General features: G+C 65.3%; 15 protein-coding genes. 3 read left to right on the forward strand and 12 right to left on the reverse strand.

The features are described 5' to 3' along the window. Positions 1-52: 52 nt before the first annotated feature. A complete protein-coding gene (locus QZ613_RS03785) occupies positions 53-3,583 on the forward strand; it encodes an EAL domain-containing protein (protein WP_291981545.1) in 3,531 nt (1,176 codons plus the stop codon). Positions 3,584-3,590: 7 nt separating this feature from the next. On the opposite strand, the gene dacB is transcribed toward QZ613_RS03785, so the two are convergent. The 3 genes from dacB to QZ613_RS03800 all read right to left on the reverse strand — a co-directional run bounded on the left by dacB (position 3,591) and on the right by QZ613_RS03800 (position 7,295). Further along, a complete protein-coding gene (gene dacB, locus QZ613_RS03790) occupies positions 3,591-5,015 on the reverse strand; it encodes a D-alanyl-D-alanine carboxypeptidase/D-alanyl-D-alanine-endopeptidase (RefSeq protein ID WP_291981547.1) in 1,425 nt (474 codons plus the stop codon). Between the two features lie 66 nt (positions 5,016-5,081). Further along, positions 5,082-6,560, reverse strand: a complete 1,479-nt coding sequence (locus tag QZ613_RS03795; RefSeq protein WP_291981549.1) for a CHAD domain-containing protein — start codon at positions 6,558-6,560, stop codon at positions 5,082-5,084. A 42-nt stretch (positions 6,561-6,602) separates the two neighbouring features. Further along, positions 6,603-7,295 (reverse strand): Crp/Fnr family transcriptional regulator, encoded by a 693-nt coding sequence (locus QZ613_RS03800; protein ID WP_291981551.1) that lies wholly within the window; start codon positions 7,293-7,295, stop codon positions 6,603-6,605. Between the two features lie 269 nt (positions 7,296-7,564). Here QZ613_RS03800 and QZ613_RS03805 point away from each other — a divergent pair, with 269 nt between their 5' ends. Together QZ613_RS03805 and QZ613_RS03810 are read left to right on the forward strand one after the other, a co-directional pair. Then, positions 7,565-8,887, forward strand: a complete 1,323-nt coding sequence (locus QZ613_RS03805; protein ID WP_291981553.1) for a cbb3-type cytochrome c oxidase subunit I — start codon at positions 7,565-7,567, stop codon at positions 8,885-8,887. 25 nt (positions 8,888-8,912) lie between these two features. Continuing rightward, positions 8,913-9,500, forward strand: coding sequence for a TlpA disulfide reductase family protein (locus QZ613_RS03810; protein WP_291981555.1), 588 nt, complete (start codon positions 8,913-8,915; stop codon positions 9,498-9,500). Between the two features lie 50 nt (positions 9,501-9,550). Here QZ613_RS03810 and QZ613_RS03815 read toward each other — a convergent pair whose 3' ends face one another. From QZ613_RS03815 to QZ613_RS03855, 9 genes are all read right to left on the reverse strand, one after another. Continuing rightward, positions 9,551-10,282, reverse strand: a complete 732-nt coding sequence (locus QZ613_RS03815) for a 2-phosphosulfolactate phosphatase (RefSeq protein ID WP_291981557.1) — start codon at positions 10,280-10,282, stop codon at positions 9,551-9,553. 39 nt (positions 10,283-10,321) lie between these two features. After that, positions 10,322-11,155, reverse strand: a complete 834-nt coding sequence (locus QZ613_RS03820; RefSeq protein WP_291981559.1) for an alpha/beta hydrolase — start codon at positions 11,153-11,155, stop codon at positions 10,322-10,324. An 84-nt stretch (positions 11,156-11,239) separates the two neighbouring features. Beyond that, positions 11,240-11,890, reverse strand: coding sequence for a [NiFe]-hydrogenase assembly chaperone HybE (gene hybE / locus QZ613_RS03825; protein ID WP_291981560.1), 651 nt, complete (start codon positions 11,888-11,890; stop codon positions 11,240-11,242). Beyond that, positions 11,887-12,198: a HypC/HybG/HupF family hydrogenase formation chaperone gene (locus QZ613_RS03830; protein ID WP_043563496.1), complete on the reverse strand. Its 312-nt coding sequence runs from the start codon at positions 12,196-12,198 to the stop codon at positions 11,887-11,889. The genes hybE and QZ613_RS03830 overlap by 4 nt, the downstream gene beginning before the upstream one ends. Then, positions 12,198-12,689, reverse strand: a complete 492-nt coding sequence (locus tag QZ613_RS03835) for a HyaD/HybD family hydrogenase maturation endopeptidase (RefSeq protein ID WP_043563493.1) — start codon at positions 12,687-12,689, stop codon at positions 12,198-12,200. Before QZ613_RS03835 ends, QZ613_RS03830 begins: the two co-directional genes overlap by 1 nt. 82 nt (positions 12,690-12,771) lie before the next feature. Beyond that, positions 12,772-14,475 (reverse strand): nickel-dependent hydrogenase large subunit, encoded by a 1,704-nt coding sequence (locus QZ613_RS03840; protein ID WP_291981562.1) that lies wholly within the window; start codon positions 14,473-14,475, stop codon positions 12,772-12,774. 22 nt (positions 14,476-14,497) lie between these two features. Then, entirely contained in the window at positions 14,498-15,667 is a 1,170-nt protein-coding gene (gene hybB / locus QZ613_RS03845) for a Ni/Fe-hydrogenase cytochrome b subunit (RefSeq protein ID WP_291981564.1), read from the reverse strand. Next, a complete protein-coding gene (hybA, locus tag QZ613_RS03850; RefSeq protein ID WP_291981567.1) occupies positions 15,664-16,734 on the reverse strand; it encodes a hydrogenase 2 operon protein HybA in 1,071 nt (356 codons plus the stop codon). Before hybA ends, hybB begins: the two co-directional genes overlap by 4 nt. After that, entirely contained in the window at positions 16,715-17,908 is a 1,194-nt protein-coding gene (locus QZ613_RS03855) for a hydrogenase small subunit (protein WP_291868402.1), read from the reverse strand. The genes hybA and QZ613_RS03855 overlap by 20 nt, the downstream gene beginning before the upstream one ends. Positions 17,909-18,037: the final 129 nt, after the last annotated feature.

Here is an 18,037-nt window from a genome sequence, read left to right on the forward strand (position 1 = left end):
GCCGGTCGCCGCGTCGGCCGGTATTGAGCCACCTATCCGCGGCTGGTCGGCTATGATTAAGTATCAGTCAAGTCAATGGCCCGCATTCATGCGCTTTCTTTGCTGCCTTTGCCAGTTTCTTCTCGTGCTGGCTGCCGGGGTGGCGTCGGGCGCTGCCACTGGCGGCGAACGGGTCTCCTCCAGTGCGGATGGCCGGGCGCTGACGGTGGTGACGGACGACAACTACCCGCCCTACGTTTTTCGCGATGGCGATGGCGCGCTCACCGGCTATCTGGTCGATAGCTGGCGACTGTGGGAGAAGAAGACCGGGGTGCGCGTCAACCTGCTCGGCAGCGACTGGGCGACGGCCCAGCAGCGGTTGGCCGATGGGCAGGCAGAGGTGATCGATACCATCTTCAAGACCGCCGAGCGCGAGCGCAGATTCGCTTTCACGCGGCCGTATGCGCAGATCCCGGTGGCCATCTACACCCATGCCGGTATCGGCGGGATCGTCGACCTGGCGACCTTGCGCGGCTTTCTCGTTGGCGTGAAGGCCGGCGACGCCTGCGTCGACGCGCTCGCCGACGCCGGGATTCACAGCGTGCAGCCCTTCAGCAGTTACCAGGCGCTGGTGCAGGGGGCCATCGCTGGCCGGGTGAGGGTCTTCTGCCTCGACGAGCCACCGGCCAACTACCTGCTCTACCGGAATGGCGCCGACGACGTGTTCAACAAGGCCTTCACCCTGTACACCGGCGAGTTCCATCGCGCCGTGAACGCTGGCGACGATGCGACGCTGGCGCTGGTGGAGCGTGGATTTGCCAGCATCACGCCGGCGGAAGAAAAGATCCTGCGCGACAAGTGGATGGGAACTCCCCTGCTGCGCTCGCCCTACGTCCGCTATCTTGCTTACGCTCTCGTGCTCGGTGCGCTGCTTGGCGCTGTGCTGCTGCTTTGGGTGATGAGTTTGCGACGGCTCGTCCGGCAGCGAACGGCGAAGCTTGCGGCAACGCTCGATGCCATTCCCGACCTGATGTTCGAGTTGGGACTCGACGGCAGCTACCATGACTATCATTCGCGGCGCGGTGACCTCCTGGCAGCGCCCGCCGAGTCCTTGCCGGGTCGGCGACTCAGCGATGTGCTGCCGCCCGCTGCCGCGGCGAGCTGCCTGGCCGCCTTGCAGGAGGCCAATGAAACAGGCTACTCGGGTGGCCGCCAGTACGAACTGCAGTTGCCACAGGGAAAATTCTGCTTCGAGCTGTCGGTTGCACGCAAACCGGTCGACGGCGGTGAGGCGCCGCGCTTCGTGACGCTGGCGCGCGACATCACCGCCCGCAAGCACGTCGAAGCGGCGCTCTTGCGCCGTAGTGAGCAACTGGCGCTGATGGCTGCGGCGAGTCAGGAGATCAACAGCGAGCTCGATACGTCGCTGGTTCTGCGTCAGCTCGTCGTCGCCGCATTGAAGATCACCGGCGCCACCTCCGGGGCGGCGGCGCGAATGAGTGCCGGCCAACTGGTGTTCAGCGAGTACAACCAGGGCGGCGAACTGTTGCCGGTCGATTTCCGCTTTTCGTCGGGTCAGGGCGTACCGGGTCGGGTGATGGAGACCCGTCGCTTCCACCTCAGCAACGATGCCGAGAACGATCCGTACGTCATTGCCGAGATTCGCCAGGCGCTCGGCTTCGATAACCTGCTCGACACCCCGATCCTCAGTCGCCACGGCGACCTGCTCGGCTGTTTCGAAATCCACAACAAGCCCGGCGGATTCGACGACGACGACGTGCATCTCTTGCAGGGCCTGGCGGCAAGCGCCGCGGTGGCGCTGGAGAACACCGCGCTGCTCGCCGAACGACGGCGGACGGAAGAGGCCCTGCGGGAAAGTGAGGCGCTCAAGGCTTCGGTGCTCGCCAGCGCTGCCTGCGGGATCATCGCCACCGATCCGCAGGGGCTGATCACGGTCTTCAATCCGGGTGCTGAAGCGATCCTTGGCTACGCTGCGCAGGAAGTCGTCGGCAGGCTCACGCCGATGGCCTTCCACGATCCCGCCGAGGTCGCGGCGACGGCCAGGATGCGCAGCGAAGAGCTGCATTGCCAGGTCGATCCGGGCTTCGATGCGCTGGTCGTCAAGGCGCGTTGCAGTGGCGAAGCGGACGAGCGCGAAGTGGAGTATGTGCGCCGGGATGGCCGCCGGCTTGCCGTTCGTCTGGCGGTGACCGTTCTGCACAACGCCGCCGGCGACCTCACCGGCTACCTCGGGATAGTGGTCGACATCAGCCAGCAGAAGGAGGCCGAAGCGCGCATCCAGCATCTGGCTCACTTCGATTCGCTGACCTTTCTGCCCAACCGCAGCCTGCTTGAAGAGCGCGTCCACCATGACCTGAGCCGTGCCCAGCGGGGGCGCGAGTCGCTGGCGCTGATCTTCCTCGATATCGACCGTTTCAAGCAGGTCAACGATTCTCTCGGTCACCGGATCGGCGACGAACTGCTGATCCAGCTCGCCGAACGTCTCCGCCACACGGTGCGCGACGAAGATACGCTCTGTCGCCTGGGTGGCGACGAGTTCATCCTCGTCCTGCCGAATACCGACGCCGAAGGCGCAGCCCATGTCGCGGCCAAGTTGCTGGAGATCACCGCGCCCCCGTATCGCATCGCTCAACACGAGCTGAGCTGCACGGTGTCCGTCGGCATCGCCATGTACCCGGTTGACGGCGAGAATCTGGAACAGCTGTCGATGTGCGCCGATGCCGCGATGTATCGCGCCAAACAGGGTGGTCGCAATGCCTTCTGCTTTTTCACCGCCGAGATGCAGGAGCGCTCGGCACGCAGCCTGCAACTCGGGAATGACTTGCGGCGCGCGCTCGAGCGCGGCGAACTGGCCGTCTTCTACCAGCCGCAGCTGGCCCTTCCGGAGCGCCGGCTGATTGGCGCCGAAGCGCTGCTGCGCTGGCAGCATCCCGAATTCGGGATGGTTTCACCCGACGAGTTCATTCCACTGGCCGAAGAGTCGGGGCTTATTCTGCCGATCAGCGAATGGGCGCTGCGTTCGGCAGTACGCCAGATGCGCCGCTGGCACCAGGCCGGGCTGCCGCCGATGCGGGTCGCCGTCAATCTCTCGGCAGCGCAGTTCCGTCTGGCCAATCTGGTGCAGGTGGTGTCGCGCGTTCTTGATGAGGAGGCGCTGCCCGGGCAGTATCTCGAGCTCGAACTGACGGAAAGCGCGACCATGGACAACCCGCTGGCCGCCATCCCGATGATCGATCAACTACGCGCGCTTGGCGTACGTCTGGCCATCGACGACTTCGGCAGCGGCTATTCGTCGATGGGCTACCTCAAGCGTTTTCGCGTGCACACGCTGAAAATCCCGCGCTCGTTTGTTGCCGACCTGGCTGCCAATCCCGACGACGAAGCCGTCGTTGCGGCGGTCATCGGCCTGGCGCACAACCTTGGCCTGCGCACCACCGCCGGTGGTGTGGAAAGCGAAGCGCAGCTGGCGTACCTGTGCGCGAAGGGCTGCGACGAGGCGCAAGGCCATCTCTTTGGCGAGCCGCTGCCTGCGGCGCAGTTCGAGAATCTGGTCCGCGAGCGTTATCAGTACGGCGAACGCTAGGCAACGATCAGCGCTCGGCAACCCACAGCAGCAGGGCATCGAGAGCGGCCTTGCCGAGGCGGGCATTCGGGTCGTTGATCAGGCCGACGACGATCCAGCGCTTGCCGCTGTTGTCGAGCACAAAGCCGGAAATCGCCCGCACGCCTTCAAGATAGCCGGTCTTCAGGTGCGCTCGGCCAGCCGCTGATCCATTCTTCAAGCGCTTGCGCAAGGTGCCGTCGACGCCGGCGACCGGCAGCGAGGCGATCAGTTCGGCCATCACCGGACTTCGCCAGGCGGCGCTCAGGACCTGCGCCAGGCCAGCCGCCGAGACGCGCGCGTGGCGCGACAGGCCGGAGCCATTGTCGATGAACAGTTCGGGTAGCTGCAGACCGTTCGCCAGCAGCCAGCCGGCAATCTGACGCCGCGCGCCCTCGATCGTCGCCGGCCGTTCGCTGTCCAGCGTCAGGAACAGCTGGCGGGCCATGACGTTGTTGCTGTACTTGTTGATGTCGCGCACGATCTCGCCGAGCGTCGGCGACTCCTGGACGACCAGCGTACTGGCGCCAACCGGCGTGCGTCCTTCGCGCACGCGGCCCCTGAAACTGCCTCCGAGTTCGCGCCACAGCACGCGAAACAGGTCTTCTACCTGCATATCGGCCGTCCATGGGGCCAGGCTCAGGCTGCGTTCGCCACAGGCTGCCGGGAAACTGCCGCTGAGTTCGATGCTCATCCCCCTGACCACTGGCGTCAGTTGCTCCCGCCAGTCGCCGCAGGCGCCACGTTCGAGGCGCAGGCGATTGTCGATGCGCAGGCCCTCGCTCGGCGTCTCGGCGAGCACGCGCACCGTGTTTCCCGCCGCGTCGGCCTGCAGGAGCAGGCGCAGGCTCCTGAAGTTCACCAGCAAGGCGTCGGGGCCAGCGTTGTACGGCCGCAGCGGCTGCTGGTCGAACTCACCCGGGTCGTGTGCCGGTAGCGCAAAGGCACTGCGATCGAGGATCAGGTCACCGTTGATTTCGCTCACCCCGCGCGTGCGCAATTGGCGCAGCAATAGCCAGAACTGTTCCAGCGCCAGCTTCGGGTCGCCGCTGCCGCGCAGGTAGAGGTTGCCCTTGATCAGGCCGTCGTGCGGGCTGGCGTCGGCGAGTATTTCGCTGCGCCAGGTATAGGCTGGCCCGAGCATTTCGAGGGCAGCGTAGGTGGTCACCAGCTTCATCGCCGACGCCGGGTTCATCGCTTTCCGGGCGTTGTGGCTGAGCAGCGGCGGTCCGCCGTCGACCGCCTGCACGACGATGCCGACCGAACTCGCCGGGATCCCGGCCTGCTGCAGCGCCTGGCTGACGACGCTCGGCAGCTCGGCCGCCCGGACCAGCGGCAGGCCGCCGAGCAGCCCGGCGAGCAAGACTGGAAAAAGCGCCCTTGCAGCGCCGCGCAGCCGGGAAGGGTGGGTCATCAGTGGAGGAAGTTGCCGTGCGAGGTGGGTGTCGGGGAAAGTGGCGGCCGCAGCGGCTGTCCTAGCTCATCCCTGGTCCCAGGGCGCCGGATGGCTGAGGAACTCGCTCAGCATCGCGTCGAGCTGAGCGAGCAAGAGATCGTTACGTCCGGCCAGCCAGGCGCGCACGAGGTCGCTGTGGTGGCCCGGCAGGGCCTGCGCCACCAGGTGTTCGGCAACGGTGAAGTCGTTCATCCGGCCGAGCAGGTCGAGCAACCCGGCGGCGCTTTGATGATAACGCTGCAGGCGGCGGGCCGGAATCAGCGGGGCAAAGAACTCCAGGGCATAACGCAGCCGCTTCAGGGCCTTGCGCAGGTCGTGCCGGGCCTCTGGATTCGAGTTCTTGGTTTCGGCGGCCAGTTCGGCGACCTTCTTGGCGCGTTTGTTCAGCGAACGTGGGGCAAACACGGTCAGCGCGGGCTTCTTTTTCTCCGCCAGGGCCACCGTTGCCGCAGTGAACTCGAGCAGCAGCTGCGAGTAGCTGGGCGATGCCATCGCCGCCTGCGCCGCCTTGCGACAGGTCGTCAGCTGGATCGCCGCCTGTTTGGCGACCGCCTTGACATCGCTGTGATCGGGAAAGGCCTTGCTGATCGGTGGCAGGACCTCGGTGAGGAAAACGTCCCAATTGCGGGTGTCGCCGAGTTGGCGGGCGAGTGTGCCCCAGCGGGGGTCGAATTCGGCGACGTAGTCGACCGGCAGGAGCGGTCTCCAGAGGCGAATCGCCGAGCGCAGGCGACGGATCGAGACCCGTGCCTGATGGACGAAGCCCGGGTCGTCGCTTTCACGTGCGCCGCGCTCGTTGCCCTGCAACTGGGTCAGGCAGGCGAAGACCGAGCTACGGAAAACGCCGATGCTCGACATGCCCAACTGCAGTTGGGCGTCGGCAGCCTTGACCGGCGCTCGCTGCGTGTTGGCGGCCAGGCGGTAACCGCGCTCGGCCTTGCTCGGGCTCTCCGGGTGCAGTGGCAGATCCTTCTGCAGGGCGATGGCCAGCGCAAACAGATCGGCAACGCTTCCCTCGAGCAGTTCGAGTTCGACTTCGCAGATCGTCTCCTGCCGTCCGTTGGCGTCGATCTTTCCGCGATCCATGGCCACCTCGATGCGCGTCCCTTCCTGGGGAGCGAGAAGCCAGCTGAGGCGCGTGAAGTCGGTGCAGAACAGCGGTGCAAGTTCCGGCGTCGCGGCTTCGAGGAAGCGGCGCAGCTTCGGATTGTCGACGTGCGAAAAATCGAACTCGCCGGGTTGACCGGGGATCTCCCATTCGTTGCGCTGCGCCAGCCCCCCCGGTGACGGCAGGTCGCTCTTGACGGTCAGCAGCCACTCGGCACCTTTCTGGCGATAGCGCACGGCAACTCGCTTGCCCTGGAGTCGTCGGTCGGGGGTGTCGTAGTAGGTGCTGACCAGTTTCTGTCGGTACGGCTTGGCGTCGGCCAGGAGCGGGTGTGTCGGCAGCCTTCGCGCTGAACTGGCCGGCACGCTCAGCTTGATCTCGGTTTCCAATGCCATTGATGGGGTCTCCTCGTGAAGTTGTTATGGGTGCGGCAGATTTCAGAGATCATAGTTGCGCAGTTGGTCGACATCGGCGATGTGGATTCTGCGTCCGTCGACGACGATCAGGCCTTTTTCCGAGAGCTCGTGCAGGATGCGCGAGAAATGCTCCTGCGTCAGATTGAGACGCGACGCGATGACGCCCTTGTTGGTCGGCAGCGTCACGATGATCTTGTTCTCGCAAACCTCGCTGTGTTCGCGCAACAGGTAGCCGATGATTCGCCGCCGGCCCGAATGCAGCGAATACGACTCGACGTCATTCATCAACTGGTGCAAGCGCATGGCCAGTCCGGCGATCATCTTGCGGCCGAGTCTGGGGTCGGCATCGAGTTCTTCGTTGATCGCCGCCTTCGAGATGTGCAGCACCAGCGAGTCGGCCAGCGCCTGCGCATAGACCATGAACGGCTTGTCGGTGAACATCACCGCCTCGCCGAAGGTCTGCCCCTGCGGCAGGATGTCGACGACTTTCTCGCCGCCTTGCGGCGAGGTGAAAGCCAGCTTGACCTGGCCGTAGACGATCAGGTAGAAGCCGGTCGGTGTGTCGCTCTTGTGGAAGAGGATGTCGCCACGCGTCGCGTTGATTTCGCGGGTGCCGCGGGCGAGGCGCGCAATTTCTTCTTTCTCCAACTCATTGAACAGCGGTACGTGCGCCAGTAGCGCTTCAATATTGATGCCGTGATGGGACGAATGCATAAGCGGTTTCCGAAACAGTCAGCCGGCAGCAGGAATAGCGGGCGGCAACAATATTCGCATTTGTACTCGCCGGGGGCAAGCGATCTGCCGCGCAGGCGCGGTCAACCGGTTACGCCGAGGAGAGAAATGACGTGTGGATGGTTCGCGCAAGTCTCCGCCAGCGAGGGCCGTTTGGCATATCGCATCGTCTGGTCGTATACTCGGCCGATTTTTTACGCGAGGCAGTTGTGGATTCGCATGTCGTGACGCTTGGTTCGGAAGCACCTCCGGTGCCGGAAATATCCGCAGGCACGCCCGCCAACATGGCGCGCGCCTGGTTGTGGTTGGGGGTAATGGCGCTGATTGGTTCGGGCCTGCTGGCGGTACTGCTGGTTCTCTCGCGCACACCGGGTATTCAGGATGTCTTTCCCCTCAAGGACATGTTTCGCGCTGCGCTGGTGGTGCACGTCGACCTGTCGGTGGCGGTGTGGTTCATGGCTTTTGCCGCCGTCATCTGGTCCGCGGTCGGCGCAAGGTCAATGGCTTGGCTGGGCTGGAGCGGCTTCGCGCTGGCCGCCCTGGGCACGGCGCTGATGACCGTCTCACCGTTTTTTCCGGGTGCCGAGCCGGTGCTCAACAACTACATTCCGGTGTTGAAGCAACCGCTGTTCTTTGCCTCCCTGTGGATCTTCGGCGCCGGCATCTCTTTGGCGGTGTTGCGCGCGCTGATCACCACCTGGCCGCAACGCTTTCTCGGCGAACCGCTGCGCCTTGGTGCTTTTCTCGCTGCCGTCGCCGCTTTCCTGGCCCTGGCCGCTTTCTACTGGTCGTGGTGGGCCGTGCCCGAAGTCGAGGGAACGATCTATTACGAGGTGATGTTCTGGGGCGGCGGGCACACCCTGCAGTTTCAGCACGCGCTGCTGATGGTCGTCGCCTGGCTGTGGATTGCCGCAGACCTCGGGCGCCCGTCCCTGGCGTCGCCGCGCGCGCTGTCGGTGCTCTTCCTGGCCGCCGCGCTGCCGCTGCTGGCGGTGCCGACGATCTATCTGCTGGTGCCGGCCGGCTCACTGCCGCATATGGAATTGTTTGCCAAGCTGATGGAGTGGGGCCATCCCTACATGGGGCCCCTGATCCTTCTTGGTGCGCTGTCCTTGTGGGGGGTGCGGACGCTGCCCGCGGCGCCCGCCAAGTCGGCGTTTGTCGCATCCTTCACGCTGTTTGCGCTCGGTGGCGTCCTTGGTTACATGATTCACGGCGTCAACGTCGTCATACCCGCGCACTACCACGGCTCGACGGTCGGCGTCACGCTGGCCTTCATGGGACTGGCCTACGTGCTGTTGCCGAAGCTCGGGTTCGGCACGGTCGATGGCCGCATGGCGCTCTGGCAGCCTTACGTCTACGGCGGCGGGCAGCTGATCCACGTGCTCGGCCTGGCCTGGTCGGGAGGCTACGGCGTGCAGCGCAAGGTCGCCGGTGCCGAGCAGATGCTGACCACCTTGCCGCAGAAGATCGGCATGGGGATGATGGGCCTCGGCGGCCTGATCGCGGTCATCGGCGGCCTGATGTTCGTTCTGGTGTGCCTGAAGGCGATGTCGCGGCGGCGGGCAAAATGAAGTCGCTGCTGCGTCAGCTCGGCCCATGAATCAGGCGCGTGCGCTATGGGTGGCGGTAGTCGCTGGCGTTCTCACCGTCGCCACCGTCGCGCTGCTCGCCTACCGTCTCCTGGTCCTCGGCGGCTTGCCGGCCGGCGATACGATCCCCGACAGCCTGCGTTCGGCGCCGCAGTTGTCGCCGGCAGAGGCACAGGCCGAGGTCGACGCGATCATGGCACTGACCCTGGACGATCTCGACGGCCAGCCGCAGCCCTTTGCCCAGTGGCGAGGCCAGGTGCTGGTGGTCAATTACTGGGCCAGTTGGTGCAAACCCTGCGTCGAGGAGATGCCGGCGTTCTCGCACCTGTACCGCCGCTATGCGGCGCAGGGCGTGCAGTTCGTCGGCATCGGCATCGACGAGGTCGACAACATGCGCGCCTTTGTCGACAAGACGCCGGTTTCCTACCCCTTGCTGGTCGGCGGCAAGGAAGCCACCCAGACGCCCGGGCTGCAGGTCAAGGCGCTGCCCTATACGGTGGTCATCGGGCGCGACGGGCGCTTCGCGAGCAGTCGCCTGGGGCGGCTCGACGAGGCAAGACTGGAGCCGCTGCTGAAAGAGCTGATCGGGCAGTGATTCGGCGGTCGGCGGTGACGAATGGCGGTCGTAAGCCTGGAAAACCCGCCTTAGCCGCGGCCGGATAGGGCGCGCTCGACGCTGGCCTGAGCGCGCTGAAGTCGCAGTTGGCCGTCGCAATGGGCCGCGCGCAGGGCAAAGTCGAAGCGATCGACCTGTGCGCAGAGCCTGAGGTCGCTGGCCGGCAGGTTGGCGTTGCTGTCGGCCTGAAAGCGTCGCCCGAAATCGGAGTTGCGCACGCGCGCAGCGTAGGGTTCAGGGTCGGGGTCTTCGCCGTGCAGTAGCGCTTCCATGTAGTCCGCGCAGGCGATGTCCTCGTCGCCATCGCGATCTACCCATTCGCCCGTGATGACGAAGCAGACCTCGGCCGGTCGCAAGGCGAGCAGCGCCTGCGCGGTGGCGCGCCCGAGAACCAGGCTGCCGGCGAACAGAGCGCGGCAGGAGCGGAAGCGCGCCAGGCCGCGAACTCCCGCGGCGGTGGTCTGGATCAGCGGTCGACCGGCGAGGTCGGCGCCCTGCAGAGCCGACGGCGAATTGCCGAAGTCGAAACCGGGTATCGGGTCGCCGCCGCCGACCGCGCCGGTGGTCAGTGCGTTTGCCAGGGTGCGTTGCAGGTGGAATGCTCCGGCGATCGTTTCCACCGGGTAGATGGCACTGGCACCGGCGGCAAAAGCGTAGGCCGCCGTCGAGAAGGAACGCAGTACGTCAATCACCACCACGGCATCGTCGGGATCGTGTTCTTGCGGATCGAGGCGATTCAGGAAAACGCGGCGAGTGCGCATGCTTGCTTCAATACCCCTCTGGCATGGCCCATGCAGAGCTCAAGGCGAATCAATGAACTCGCGCAGGTCGCGAACGAAGCGGTCGCGTTGCCACTGGTGCGGGGAGTGGTCGCTCCCTTCGTAGATGTGCAGGATGGCGCCGGCGATGCGGTTCTTGACGTAGTGCGCGGTCTCGCTACGGTAGTAATTGCTGTCGCCACCGTAGACCAGTAGTGCGGGGATGTCGATGCGCTCGAGAGCGTTGCGGTAGTCGGCTTCGGCAAGACTCTCCCAGCACGCGATCAGTGGCGCCGGATCCTGCGCGCTCAGCCATTGCCGGGCTTTCTCCAGACCGTGCGCGTTCTCGTGATACTTCTGCCGGGCGCGCTCGTTGAGTCCCATGCCGCCAAGGCGGAGAACCGATTCGGCGAAGTCGTCTTCCAGCTGGCGCAGGAAGGCTTCCGACTGCTCGCGGTCGAACTTGCCGTAGATGCCATCGGACCAGGTGTCATCGGTGAGCAGTTTGGGCGATTGATCGATGAACACGACCTTGCGCAGATTCCGGCATCCGTGTTCCTCGATGTACTGCCAGAGGGTCAGAGCGCCCATCGAGTGGCCGACGACCACCCACTCGTCGAGCCGGTAGTGCTCGATCAGGTTGCACATGTCTTGCGCCATGCGCTGGACGGTCGGTGCCGTGTCCTGCGCAAGGCGGTGGCCGCCATGGCCGCGGGCATCCCATCGGAATACCCGGTGGTGCGCTGTCAGTTGCTCGAGGAAGGGCTGCCATTCGCGGTGGCTGGCGGTCCACCCGTGCAGCATGAGAATCGGCGAGCCATCGCCAGAAATCTGGACGTGGATCTTTTCGCCATCGTCGGCAAAGAAATGCGTCATCGCAACGGACAAGCAGAAAAAGAGTCAGGGTGTCACAAGCGTGTGACAACGGCAACCATAATCGCCGCCTGGCCGGGCGTTCGCTCAGCGCCTGGCGACGCGTCGCAAGAAGCGGCGGCGCGCGGGAAGCAACAGCTCGTCCGCCTCGGCCGCCGGCCTTGGGCAGTCCTCGTCCGGCATGCCGAACAGCGCATTCAGGGCAGCCATCGCCCCGGCACGGGCTGCCGCCTGCGAGGCGAACTGGCCAGGCGGCGCAAACAGCGGGCAATACTGGTAGGCAGGAACCTCGGCGCTGGCGTCATCGTCGGCGATGAATTCCAGCGGCCCGATCGGGAAAACGAGTCGACAACGCTCGCCGGAAGGTCGATCCGACCACAGGTCGCCGCCGCCGGGCACGATGAAGAGATTGATGAACCAGGGCGTGATCACCGCGCCGACCCAATCGCCAAGCAGGCCGTCGCTACTGCTGCGTTCCCTGCTCGCGGCTGATCGCGGCGCGGCCTCGCCGTACGGCCCGGCGCCGCTGCTCGACGTGGGATCACTCGCCGCCTGCCAGCGACGGAAACCGACCGCTTCCACGGACAGGGCGAGATTGACGAAGGGCAGGTCGCGCATGCTGGCCAGCCAGATGCGACGGTACATGGCTTCGAGGCGCGCTGCCGGGTTGTCGCTGATCGGTTCTGCGGGAGCAGGCCGAGGGGCCTGGAAAGCTGCCTTGCGAATGCCGGTGGTCATTGATGCGTGCTCCGTGTTGGTCGCGGCGTGGTCAGATCGGAAAAGTGCGCCGACGGGTCGTAGTCGCCGGCAAGGGACGCAGCGAGCGCGGCAAGGGCGTCTTCGATCAAAGCCCGCTGGTGATCGTCCAGGACCTCCCTGGCCAGACCGAGCGAGGCCAGAATCCAGCTGCCGAGCGGTTGTCGTCCGATCAGCATCATGTTGACCCGCTCGCGCCGCAGCGCGTTTCCCTGCCGCCGCTCGGCGATGGCGAAGTCACCGTTTTCGTCCTCCAGGGCGACCAGTTGCAGCGGAATCGACAGGCACATCAGGCGACCTCGGCAGTCCGTCGCGAGGCGCGGATTCCCAGCCCTGCCAGTTCATCGACAACCATGCGCAGAAGAACCGGCATGACGCTTTCGACTTCCGCGCTGAGTTCCATTCCCAGCGCCAGCGACAATGGCTGCACACCGACAATAGCCGTGTATTTCGGCGCTCTGCCGAGAAGATCCAGCGTCGCCAGTACATCGCAAAGGCCGATCTGGTGTGGCGACAACTTGCTCCTGAAGAACACCGGCAGCGCGTCGCCGGTGAGCCGGACCGGCGTCCCGGGCGGCTGGCCGGCACGAACGGCGTCAACCATGATCAAGGCGTCGAGGCCCTCAAGCTCGTCGAGCATTTCCATGCCGCAGGTGCCGGCGTCGATGATGTCGACGTCGCTGGGGAGCGAGTACGCCAGCGACAGGCGCTCGATGGCATGTACTCCCAGCCCTTCGTCGCTGAGCAGGATATTGCCGGCCCCCAGTACGGCGACGCGCATGCTCAGCCCGCCTGCGGAGAATGACGGCAGCGGCAGGCGGGAGGGGCGCCGGCCTGTCGCCGCGTGCGGTGGCCGACGGCCGTCACGCCGCCTTGACCTTGACCAGTGGCCGCTGCTCGGTGTCGACGACATGTACGGCGCAGGCCAGGCAGGGATCGAAGGAGTGCACGGTGCGCAGCACTTCGAGCGGCTGATCGGGAATGGCCACCGGTGTTCCCGCCAGGCAGGCCTCGTAGGCACCGGGGGCGTCGGCCTCGTTGCGCGGTGCGGCGTTCCAGGTAGTCGGTACGACGCACTGGTAGTTCCTGATCTTGCCGTCGTCAATGACCACCCAGTGCGAGAGGACGCCGCGCGGCGCTTCGTGGATGCCGACGCCAGCGACTTCGTCCTTGGGGAAGAGAGGCTTGTTGAAAGTGGTCAGGTCACCCTTGGCCATGTTCGCCAGCAGCAGATCCCATTGCCGTGCCAGTTCGTCGACCTGCACCGTGCAAGCGACGGCGCGTGCCGCGTGGCGGCCAATCGTCGAGTGCAGCGCGTCGAGACCGACCTTGGTCTTGGCGACCGTGGACACCAGGTCGAGCGCCTGCGTCGCGTAGGCGATGGTCGGTTGGTGCCGGGCGGCGACCATGGCCAGGACACGGGGCAGCGGACCAACCTGCATCGGCTTGTCGTAGAAGGTCGGCGATTTCAGCCACGAGTACTTGCCGTCGTCGTCGAAGTCGGTATATTGCGGTCGCGTTTCGCCCTTGTAGGGATGCAGGGGTCCCTTGCCACCCTCGTACCACGAGTGTTTCACCGATTCGGCAACGCCCTCCCTGAAATAGGCGTCGTCGTGGCTCGATATTTCCTTGAAGCTGCTCAGGTCGCCGGCGGCGATATGCCCGCCGGGGAGGGCAAAGCGAGTGTTCTTGCCGTCAAGCGGGATGTCGGGTACCGAGACGTAATCGACGATGCCGCGTCCGATGGCCGTCCACTCCGGGTAGAACCCGCCGATCACGGCGACGTCGATCAGGTACACGTTCTTCACGAAATCGCTGAGCTGGTCGATCCAGCCCTTGACCGCCAGCAGACGTTCGACGGTGAGCACCGACTGCGAGTCGATCGACAGGGCGTTGGCCACGCCACCGACGGCGACGTTCTGGATGTGCGGCGTCTTGGCGCCGAGGATGCTGACGATCTTGTTGGCGTGACGTTGCACGTCGAGCGCTTGCAGATAGTGGGCGACGGCGATCAGGTTCACGTCCGGCGGCAGCTTCATCGCCGGGTGGCCCCAGTAGCCGTTGGTGAAAATCCCCAGTTGTCCGGTGCCGACAAAGCCGGCCAGGCGTTCCTTGACGCGGGTGAATTCGGCCTTGCTGTTGCCTGGCCAACTGGACAGGCTTTCGGCCAGCGCGGCCGCCTTGCCGGGGTCGGCTTGCAGGGCGCTGGTGACATCGACCCAGTCGAGCGCCGAGAGGTGGTAGAAATGCACGATGTGATCGTGCACCGCGTGCGCCAGGATGATCATGTTGCGGATGTACTGGGCGTTGAGCGGGATTTCCATCTGTAGTGCGTTCTCGACCGCGCGTACCGAGGCGATGGCGTGAACCGTCGTGCACACGCCGCAGATGCGCTGGGTGATCGCCCAGGCGTCGCGCGGGTCACGACCGACGAGGATGGTTTCGACGCCGCGCCACATCTGTCCCGAAGCCCAGGCTTTCTTGACCTCGCCGCCGTCGACCTCGACATCGACACGCAGGTGACCTTCGATTCGCGTGACCGGATCAATCGTGACTCGTTGCGACATTTTCCTGTCTCCTGAAAGAGGGCTAGCGGTGTGCAGGCTGGGCGTACGATTCTTCGCGCGGTAGGACCGGGAAGCGGCGGGTGATGACGATGTAGCCGAGGACTTCGGCGGCGAAGATGCCGATGGTGACCAGCAATTCGGGGACCGATGGGAAATAGGTCCATCCAGGGCCGGTATCGAAGGCGATCAGAAAGCCGTTCAGGCGCAGCAGGATGCCGCCGAGCATGACGGCGATGCCGGCCAGGAAGAGGCGCGCCGGATTGCGTCGCGCGTCGACCGTGCGGATGAGCAGGAAGGGGGCGATGAAGCAGGCGTTCTCGATCCAGAAAGTCAGGGCGATGAAGCTGGGCTGGAAAGCCTGGCCGAGAACGCCGCGCGCGATGAGGTCGGCGAAACGGACCAGCAGATAGAAGGCCATGATGCCGAGCATCACGCGGGCCATCGGATTGAGCATCGACACCTCGACCTGACGGCGGTAGGCCGACGCGGCGACGCAGGACTCGAAGAGCACGACGCCGTAGCCGAGGATGATCGCCGAGAGCAGGTAGATCAGCGGCTGCATCGGCGTCTGCCAGAGCGCATTGACCTGTCCACCCATGACCACCAGCATCGTCCCCAGCGAAGCCTGGTGCATCATCGGCAGGACGATGCCGAGGGCGATGAAGAAGAAGAGCAGCTTGCCCAGCTTGCGGCGCGCGTCGTGCAGACCCAGCTTTTCGAGGAATACCGGCGAGAACTCGATCCACATGACGATGATGTACAGCGTGATGCACGCGGCGACTTCGAACATCACTGAATTGACGTTGAAATAGCCCGGCCAGAAGATGTGCCAGAAGTTCCACCAGCGGCCGAGGTCGAAGGTGATCGCCGCACCGGCCAGGGTGTAGCCGAAGAGGCTGCCGAGCAGGGCCGGGCGCACCAGCGGATGGTACTGGCCCTTGTTGAAGATGTAGACCAGCAAGGCGACCGAGAAGCCGCCGCAGGCCAGCGCCGACCCGATGAAGACGTCGACCACCACCCAGGCGCCCCAGGAATAGCCATCGTTGAGATTGGTGGTGGCGCCGAGGCCGAAGATCAGGCGCACCAGAATGATCGTCGCCATGACCGCGATCAGAACGCCGCAGACCAGGGTCGTGGCGTTGAACAGGCTGCCGCCGACCGGTGCCGGCCGGGCGTATTGTTGACCGCTCATGACCACTCCCTCCCTGGTCCGGTCGTCGCTGCCGGCGAGTTGTGATCATCGTCGTCGTCATCTTCATCGTGATGGACGTTGCGCTTGGCGACGTAGGTCATTGCGCCAAGGACGGCAAAGGGCATCAGCAGGCCGCCGTAGAGCGTGTGCTGGATGGTCTCAGAGGTTGCCGCCGACGACTCGGGCGGCAGATTCGGCATGCCGACCTTCTCGAAGGGAACCGCCGAGAGCTTGAGGACCTGCGTACCGCCGTACTCGTGCTCGCCATAAACGTGCTGCTGGTAGTTGCCGACGTGGCCTTCGTAGCCTTGCTCCGGGCCGCCGTCGATGCTGCCGCGCGGGTAGCGGGTGAGGCTGCCGGCGGGGAGTGCCAGGCGGCGTTTGGCTTCGATCAACAGATCGCGGGTGCGGCCATGCAGGGTGGCGCCGGTCGGGCAGACTTCGGCGCAGGCCGAGAAGTGGCCGTCGGCGACGCGATGCCGGCACAGTTCGCACTTGCCGATCTTCCCGGTTGGCGAGTCGTACTGGTACTTGGGAATTCCGAAGGGGCAGGCGACGACGCAGTAGCGGCAACCGACGCAGGCGTCGGGATCGTAGGCGACGACGCCGGTGACCGGATCCTTGGTCATCGCCGTCACCGGGCACGCCGAAACGCACGACGGGTCGGCGCAGTGCATGCACGAGGTCTTCATGAACGCGTAACCGTTGCTCTCGGCGTCCTTGGTGGTCATCGTCCCGTGGCGATACATCTTGATGATGTTGAAGGTGTGGCCGCTGGTATCGAGCGGCGTATCCCACAGCTTGTCCACCGTCGAAAACTCGGGCGGATTGTCGTTCGCCTGCTTGCACGCGGCGACACAGGCCTTGCAGCCAATGCACAGGGTCGCGTCGTAGAGCAGGCCAAGCGCCTCGGGCGGGCGGTGATGGGTGTCGCGCGCCGCCGCCGGCGTGCTCAGCGTGCCGATCGCTCCGCCGGCGACCGCCGTGCCGGCGGCGCCCAGGCATCCTTTCAGGAACTTGCGACGCGGGTTCTCGTCTCTAGCCGGTTCACGTGTCTCGGTACGCATCTCGGACCTCCGTTTTCTCGCCCTCCGCCCTCGCGCGTTGGGCTTCCTCTGCCTGGTGTGAAAGACCCAGGTTGCGCGCGACCATTGCCCCGGCCCCGGCGGCGGCTCCGGCGACGGCCGCCAGCAGCGATGCCGAGCCAAGCGTCGCGCCGACGCCTTGCTCTTCGACGATGCGCGGGTACTGTTGCGGTGGCTCGACGTTCTTTACTTTCGCGAGCATGTGAATCGGCTTGCTGAAACCGACGCCCTGTTCGGTACAGCCGATGCACGGATGGCCGCAGCCGACCGGCCAGGTGCCCGCCCCGGCGTCGCCAAAAAGTGCGGTCGGGCAGTTGGCGTAGGTTTCCGGCCCCTTGCAGCCGAGCTTGTAGAGGCAATAGCCCTTGCGGTGCCCCTCATCGCCGAATTGCATGGCAAAACGGCCGGCGTCGAAATGGGCGCGTCGCTCGCAGTTCTCATGGATCAGGCGCGAATAGGCGAACTTTGGCCGCCCCTGGTCGTCGAGCGGTGGCAAGGCGCCAAAGGTGAGGAAGTGAACCACCGTGGCCAGGAAGTTGTAGGGGTTGGGCGGGCAGCCGGGAATCGTCGCGACCGCTTTGCCGAGGACGTCGGCGACGCCGGAAGAACCGGTCGGGTTGGGGGCAGTCGAGGGCATGCCACCCCAGCTTGCGCAGGAGCCGATGGCGATCACCGCCGCGGCATCGGCGGCGCATTCCTTGGTCAGTTCAATCGCCGTCTGGCCGCCCACCTTGCAGTAGATGCCGCCGTCACGGGTCGGGATGGCGCCTTCGACGACCAGCAGGTAGGCACCCCTGTTCTCGGCCATGGCCGTTTTGCGCGCCTGCTCGACCTGATGGCCGGCGGCGGCAAAGAGCGTTTCGTGGTAGTCGAGCGAGATGACGTCGAGGATCAGCCGTTCCAGCGTCGGATGCTCGGCGCGCAGCAGCGATTCGGTGCACCCCGTACATTCCTGGAAGTGCAGCCAGATCACCGAAGGCCGCTTCTTGCTCGCCACCGCTTCGGCGACCGCCGCCTCGGCGCCGGGTGGCAGGCCGAGGCCGGCGGCGACGGTGGCGCAGAACTGCAGGAATTCGCGTCGCGGCATGCCGAGTCTCTTGCTCGCATTGGCGATCGTCGTCTCGTCCTCGAGCTGCAGCAGACGGGTGTTTGCCATTTTCCTCTCCCCTTGTCTCGCTATCTCGTTTTCGTCGCCCGACCGGTGCTCGGGAAGTCTCGCCGCGGCGCACCAGGAACGGCGCGTGTAGCCGAAGCATTTACACGGGAGGTGCTTACAAGAAGCGTG

Origin of the sequence: Candidatus Accumulibacter sp. ACC005, from assembly GCF_907163215.1 — a bacterium.
Classification (GTDB): domain Bacteria; phylum Pseudomonadota; class Gammaproteobacteria; order Burkholderiales; family Rhodocyclaceae; genus Accumulibacter; species Accumulibacter regalis.

Excerpts from the sequence above, each read along its gene's own strand:
- QZ613_RS03785 (WP_291981545.1), top strand. The coding sequence starts at position 53 with ATGATTAAGTATCAGTCAAGTCAATGGCCCGCATTCATGCGCTTTCTT.
- dacB (WP_291981547.1), bottom strand. The coding sequence starts at position 5,015 with ATGACCCACCCTTCCCGGCTGCGCGGCGCTGCAAGGGCGCTTTTTCCA.
- QZ613_RS03795 (WP_291981549.1), bottom strand. The coding sequence starts at position 6,560 with ATGGCATTGGAAACCGAGATCAAGCTGAGCGTGCCGGCCAGTTCAGCG.
- QZ613_RS03800 (WP_291981551.1), bottom strand. The coding sequence starts at position 7,295 with ATGCATTCGTCCCATCACGGCATCAATATTGAAGCGCTACTGGCGCAC.
- QZ613_RS03810 (WP_291981555.1), top strand. The coding sequence starts at position 8,913 with ATGAATCAGGCGCGTGCGCTATGGGTGGCGGTAGTCGCTGGCGTTCTC.
- QZ613_RS03815 (WP_291981557.1), bottom strand. The coding sequence starts at position 10,282 with ATGCGCACTCGCCGCGTTTTCCTGAATCGCCTCGATCCGCAAGAACAC.
- QZ613_RS03820 (WP_291981559.1), bottom strand. The coding sequence starts at position 11,155 with ATGACGCATTTCTTTGCCGACGATGGCGAAAAGATCCACGTCCAGATT.
- hybE (WP_291981560.1), bottom strand. The coding sequence starts at position 11,890 with ATGACCACCGGCATTCGCAAGGCAGCTTTCCAGGCCCCTCGGCCTGCT.
- QZ613_RS03830 (WP_043563496.1), bottom strand. The coding sequence starts at position 12,198 with ATGTGCCTGTCGATTCCGCTGCAACTGGTCGCCCTGGAGGACGAAAAC.
- QZ613_RS03835 (WP_043563493.1), bottom strand. The coding sequence starts at position 12,689 with ATGCGCGTCGCCGTACTGGGGGCCGGCAATATCCTGCTCAGCGACGAA.
- QZ613_RS03840 (WP_291981562.1), bottom strand. The coding sequence starts at position 14,475 with ATGTCGCAACGAGTCACGATTGATCCGGTCACGCGAATCGAAGGTCAC.
- hybB (WP_291981564.1), bottom strand. The coding sequence starts at position 15,667 with ATGAGCGGTCAACAATACGCCCGGCCGGCACCGGTCGGCGGCAGCCTG.
- hybA (WP_291981567.1), bottom strand. The coding sequence starts at position 16,734 with ATGCGTACCGAGACACGTGAACCGGCTAGAGACGAGAACCCGCGTCGC.
- QZ613_RS03855 (WP_291868402.1), bottom strand. The coding sequence starts at position 17,908 with ATGGCAAACACCCGTCTGCTGCAGCTCGAGGACGAGACGACGATCGCC.